At 60.9% G+C, this 5,131-nt stretch carries 5 protein-coding genes and 5 pseudogenes; 3 read left to right on the top strand and 7 right to left on the bottom strand.

Going from position 1 to position 5,131, the window contains the following annotated elements:
• On the top strand, window positions 1-567 hold a 567-nt coding region (locus ACM43_RS01030), incomplete at its 5' end, for a group II intron maturase-specific domain-containing protein (protein ID WP_271537506.1).
• A gap of 75 nt (window positions 568-642) precedes the next feature.
• Here ACM43_RS01030 and ACM43_RS01025 read toward each other — a convergent pair.
• From ACM43_RS01025 to ACM43_RS38695, 6 genes and pseudogenes are all read right to left on the bottom strand, one after another.
• Window positions 643-1,083, bottom strand: a pseudogene (locus ACM43_RS01025) (transposase); the annotation flags it as partial.
• Window positions 1,084-1,330: 247 nt separating this feature from the next.
• A pseudogene (locus ACM43_RS01020) lies at window positions 1,331-1,523 on the bottom strand (transposase); the annotation flags it as partial.
• A 250-nt stretch (window positions 1,524-1,773) separates the two neighbouring features.
• Window positions 1,774-1,884, bottom strand: a complete 111-nt coding sequence (locus tag ACM43_RS01015) for an ATP-binding protein (RefSeq protein ID WP_271537504.1) — start codon at window positions 1,882-1,884, stop codon at window positions 1,774-1,776.
• Window positions 1,853-2,463 (bottom strand): annotated as a pseudogene (locus ACM43_RS01010) (ATP-binding protein). The gene ACM43_RS01015 and the pseudogene ACM43_RS01010 overlap by 32 nt, the downstream one beginning before the upstream one ends.
• Window positions 2,464-2,525: 62 nt before the next feature.
• Complete coding sequence (locus ACM43_RS38700) at window positions 2,526-2,843, bottom strand: hypothetical protein (protein ID WP_420896283.1); 318 nt, start codon at window positions 2,841-2,843, stop codon at window positions 2,526-2,528.
• A 106-nt stretch (window positions 2,844-2,949) separates the two neighbouring features.
• A pseudogene (locus tag ACM43_RS38695) lies at window positions 2,950-3,144 on the bottom strand (Mu transposase domain-containing protein); the annotation flags it as partial.
• 135 nt (window positions 3,145-3,279) lie between these two features.
• Here ACM43_RS38695 and ACM43_RS01000 point away from each other — a divergent pair.
• Window positions 3,280-3,444, top strand: coding sequence for a hypothetical protein (locus ACM43_RS01000; protein ID WP_162130876.1), 165 nt, complete (start codon window positions 3,280-3,282; stop codon window positions 3,442-3,444).
• Between the two features lie 305 nt (window positions 3,445-3,749).
• The gene (locus ACM43_RS00995) at window positions 3,750-4,010 is read left to right on the top strand and encodes a hypothetical protein (protein ID WP_036032270.1); all 261 of its coding nucleotides are present in this window, start codon (window positions 3,750-3,752) and stop codon (window positions 4,008-4,010) included.
• A gap of 338 nt (window positions 4,011-4,348) precedes the next feature.
• Here the strand turns inward: ACM43_RS00995 and ACM43_RS00990 are convergent.
• Window positions 4,349-5,045 (bottom strand): annotated as a pseudogene (locus ACM43_RS00990) (IS5 family transposase); the annotation flags it as partial.
• Window positions 5,046-5,131 lie beyond the last annotated feature (86 nt).

The raw sequence follows: 5,131 nt of genomic DNA, 5'->3' as shown, positions 1-5,131 counted from the left end.
ATAGTCCATTGCAGAACTGAAAGCGAGGCTCGAACGGTGATGGAGGCGATCCGAAAACGTCTTGCGGAATGCGGTCTGGAGCTCCATCCGGAGAAAACCCGGATCGTCTACTGCAAGGATAATAAACGGAGAAAGGAATGCGAATACATCTCGTTCGACTTCCTTGGCTACACCTTCCAGCCGCGCAGCGCTCGCGATCGAAAGGGCGAGAAGTTCCTCAACTTCCTCCCGGCAATCAGCAACAAGGCTGCCAAAGGACTCCGACAAACCATTCGCTCATGGCGACTGGGTTCGACGCGAAACCACTGGAGTCTTGAAGAACTCGCCAAGCTGATTGATCCTGTCGTGCAAGGATGGCTGAACTATTACGGACGGTTTTACCGGACGGAATGTGTCAACGTCCTTCGTCACGTAAACGACGCGCTCGCCCGTTGGACGAGGCGGAAATACAAGCGGTTGAAAGGCCGGAAAGTCGCCTCAGTAGATTGGTTGGGACGGCTCGCACAGCGCGATCCGAACCTACTCTATTTGTGGCGAGTCGGCATTCGACCTGCGGCTGGAAGATAGAAGCCGGATGAATCGAGAGGTTCACGTCCGGTTTCGAGAGAGCCTCGGGGCGCAATTCCCTGGGGCTACTCCACCGACGGTGACCCGCTTGAGGTCTTGGCCGCGTAACGCGCCGGCCTCGTGCGCCACCCGCAGGCTCTCTGCCAGCAGCAGCTCCAGCTTGTCGCGCAGCCGCTTGCGCCAGTGGCTCAGGTCCGAACGCTCGTGCGGAAAGGCGTGCTGGAAGAACTCTTCGCCGGTGAAGCACTGGAAATAGGGGTCGTGGACCCAGCGCTCGCATACCCCCTCATCGGACAGGCCGTAAATGTGCTTGAGCAGCAGCAGCCCGATCATGAAGCGGGTCGTGATGCCGGGCCGGCCCTTCCCGCTGTAGAGTGGTGCGATCTCGCCGTCGATCCAGTCCCAGTCCAGCTTGCCAGCGAGCTGAACCAGCTCGTGCTTCATGTTGATGATCTGGTCCAGCCTGGCCCGGAACAGATCGCCCGATCCCGTCGTCCTGTGCTTCTTCGGTCGCATCGCCACCTCCGATGCGACCACGGAATCACGACTGGCGATTCGACGGAATCCCGAAAATGAATTTGCAAGGTTCCGACGCCCGAAGCATCAAAACCCTGCAATCCCAAAACGGTCCACAACGACGAATGCGATTCCGCCTCAGTCGTTTAGCCCCTCTTCAAGGACGACCGCTTAAACTCTAACCCTGATGAGCCAGAGCTCCCTTCTCAAAACACCTGACCAGTCTCAAATTATCTGATGACGGACACTCCAGGGTCAGATCGGCGACGGCCTCCTTCAAGGCGGCGGCCTCCCGGCGGAGGTCCTTCACCTCGCCGGAGGTCGCAAGCTCGCGCCGTGTCGCCGGCCAGGCGGCGCTTGCCGGCCTCGAGAAACTCCTTGGACCAGCCGTAATACATCGAGGCGGCAATGCCTTCTCGGCGGCAAAGCTCGGAGATGTTCGAGGATTCCAATGATCACGCGCAGGTATTCCAATCTGATGCCGCGCGGCGTTCCAATCTGATCGCGCGCACGTGAAGCGCCCGATCGTTAAAGATAATTGGCACCATCGTTAGCCCATGGTCAAGCGGCTGGCGACGAGATCACGTACATGATGGTATCGCTCGAAGGAGCGAAGCTGACCGAACGCGCACCCCCGACAGTGCCGTAGCGGCCGGTCAGCTTCGCGGGCTGCATCGGCGGACGATGTAATTAAGGCCGAACAAGAACGGGCGGGCGACGCATGGAGTCACCGTTCAGTTCGAGCTTGTGGGCGTTGTGAAGCAGGCGATCAAGTATGGCGTCTTGCGTAAGTTGAGTCATTTATGAGATGGTGCCATTTTGCTATTGGAAGCTGGCTGGTGACGAGTGTTGATCGACGGCCGTAGCGGTCCTCGAGCATTTCGAGCAGATAATGCCGGGCATTGGCGTCGACGACTTGCAGGCCCCAATCGTCCAAAATTAGGAGGTCGACGGCGGCGATGCTCTTCATCCGCGAAGCGAGTCGGCCATCGCCCCGGGCAAGGTCCGGTTCTTCGATCAACGCGGCAGCCGGGTGAAAAGCACAGAGTGGTTGTCCCGGCAGGCCTTGTGGCCGAGCGCACAGCCAAGCCAGCTTTTTCCGACGCCGGTTCGCCCAACAATGGCGCAATTCTCATGGTTCTTGATCCAGTCTCCCTTAAGCAGCATGTCGAACAAGCGGCGGTCGAGCCCACGAGGGGCGCGGTAGTCGATATCCTCAGGCACGGCATGATGACGCAGCTTTGCCTTGCGAAGACGAAGCGCCAGGCGCCGGTTGTTACGCCAAGTCGCTTCATGGCCCAGCAGCAACGCCAGCCATTCGGCGTGAGCGAGGCCCTGGACCTCCTCGTGGTCGGCGAGGCTCGTGAAGGCCTCGGCCATGTCGGTAAGGCCGAGCCGGGTAAGCAAGTGGAGTGTAGGGTGGGTCAGCATTTTCTTCCCTTTTAGTGGTAATAACCTGAGCCGCGGATGTTGGTGTGTATAATCGGCTCGCGCTCTGGGGACGCCGGAGTTGGAACGCGATCGAGCCCCTTCTCGAGGATCGATTTGACGCTTGGGTAGTTGTGAGCCTGGATCTCAAGCGCGCGCAGCGCGGCCGCCTCGAGGCGCTCGGCGCCAATGCGCTTCTCAAGCCGGATTATGCCCAGGCACGAACGATAGCCCTGATCGGGATCGGCCGATTGTCGATGATCCGGTCGACCAGCAGGCGCAGCATCGGGCCGATCCGGGTTGCCTCGCTGCGGATCTTTGTCGGCGTCCACTCGCCATAGCGCCGGTGGCTGGAAGGCATGTGGGCGTTGATCGTCGTGTGCCGCCCGTTGCCACTGCCCGCATGTGCGCGGCGGCGATACGCTCGCCCCCCAGGAAGATTTCAACCGTTCGCGCGCAGGTCCGCGCTTCTACCTCCCGACGGGCGAAGCGGTAGGTCACCGAGTAGTAGTGCCGTTCAAGCTCGACGTGATAGTCGAGCCCGACCCGGCATCGGCGCCATTCGGCATGGACCCACGGCTCGCCAGGAAGCGGTTTAAATTTCCCCGAACAGCTGGCGCTGTGTGCGGCCATGCACCGTTGAGTTCAGCCAAGCTGTAAAAAGTTCGGTCGCGCAGCCGCCCCATCTGCGCCCCCGCTCGTCCCTAATCCAGGGAGCAATTTACGTGAGGCAACGGCTCAGCATCCGATAACAATTAAGACGAGGCAATGCGGAGTCTCACCCTGATCGCCGCCGCGCACGAGCATCCGTATCTCTACCTCGACGGCATCGTGATGAAGCGCAGCTGGGCTGGTGAGGTTCGCAACGTGTCGCTGCTGGTGGGCCTCGGCGGTCAATGCCGAGGGGTTCCGGGAGATCCTCGGCATCTGTGAAGGCGCCCAGGAGCCTTGGCTGCAGGCTCGCGCCAAGCAGCATCCCATCGCCACGAGTCTTCCCATGCTCGACGGCTATGTCGCCGCGATCGTGGCCGGGCCGGTGTCGATGAGTCCGCCCGACTGGATCTGTCCGCTACTCGCCACGACGCCGACGCATTCAACCACGGCGGCACGCCGGAGTTCGCTGCGATTTCGGCCGTCGCGCTGCGCCACAACGACATCAGTAACGTCCTTTCCACCGCACCACATCGGTTCGCGCCGATCCATGGCCGCAAGCCGAATGGCGACGTTGATGCGCGGCCGTGGTGCCGGGCTTCTATGCCGCCATGCGGCTGAGAGTATCGGCCCGGGCCCCGCTGCTCGACATCCGCAACATAGACCACGGCTTGCTCCTGCCGATCCTGCTGCATTGCGTCGACAATCAAGGGCGTCCATCGTTTGGACCGCCAAGGCCAGGCCGCGAGACCGAGGAATTCCTGCGCAACCCCCATACCGACATTCCGGACGTCGTCGAGGCCATGCGCCAGTACTGGATGCCGAACCGCTACGCCCGCGCGCGCTGATCACTGCAGACGTGGGAACTCATGCCGGTTACCATCTGCCGGCCGGGGCAGCCGATATACGCTCGATCGCGCAACGCGCAGCAGTTGGCATTACCGGCGGATCGATAATCTCTCATGATCGCGCTGAAGCAATCCTCGGCGATCCGGTGCGCTCATCGTCCGGACCTCCTGGCTAAGAAATCTCGCTCGACTCGTCACGGTTGATTGTTCTCATGGCGCCTTCAACGCGATCTTTGCCTTCAGCGCCGCATCGATTTTCCGTCGCCTCTTCTTCATGATCAGCTCCGTTCTTCGAACCGGAACGGTAACCGCGCCACCTGAGAGTCTGACTCATAAATGAGCCAAGCGAATGTGCGTTCAACCACCCACCGCCTTAGCAGAAGCTGGAAGCCTTTGACGCCTTGGGGCCGCTCGACGAGCTCGACAGTCCATGGACTGTAATCTGAGAGCGCGTTGAGGAGTTGATTTCCGCGGTAGATCCGGTCGGCAAAGACGTGGCGCAGGTAGGGGAAGTTGATCCGCACATTCTTCAGCGGCGGTACGGCGCCATGGCAGTCCTGAACGTTGGCCGGATGAACATGAACCTCGAGGAGGAGGCCATTGATATCCGTCACAATATGCAGCTTGCGGCCGTAGATGCGCTTGCCTGCATCGTAGCCGCGCGGTTCGCCAGCTTGCGTGGTCGGCGCACTTTGAGTGTCGATCACGGCTGCAGTCGGCTTCGGTGCGCGTCCAAGCTTTTTTGCGCCCGTCGGACAAGGACGCTGACAATCCTCTGCCACCGGCCTGTATCCCGCGTTGCATAAAAATAGCCCTGCACCGTCGAGTAGGGCGGGAAGTCCTGCGGCAACGCCCGCCACTGGCAGCCGGTCGAAACGATATAGAGGATCGCTTCCACCACACGACGCAGCTTCGTCTTACGCGGCGGGCCGCGCCGGTTCGCTCGCGGCAACAGGCGTCTGATCAGCGCCCACTCCGCGTCGGCCATATCGCTTGCATAACCAGCTCGTCCCGCCGATATTGCTCCCGAGTGATCTTGGTCCAGGTGACCTGCCACTGCGTATTTCCTCCAGAAGGAGTTAGAGTCCGGCCCGAAGAAGGACGGACAGATGAAGCGAGCA

It is taken from the genome of Bradyrhizobium sp. CCBAU 45321 (assembly GCF_028128975.1).
GTDB lineage: Bacteria > Pseudomonadota > Alphaproteobacteria > Rhizobiales > Xanthobacteraceae > Bradyrhizobium > Bradyrhizobium yuanmingense.
Note: the sequence above shows the minus strand (reverse complement) of the source record. Positions and strands in the feature narration are given on the sequence as shown.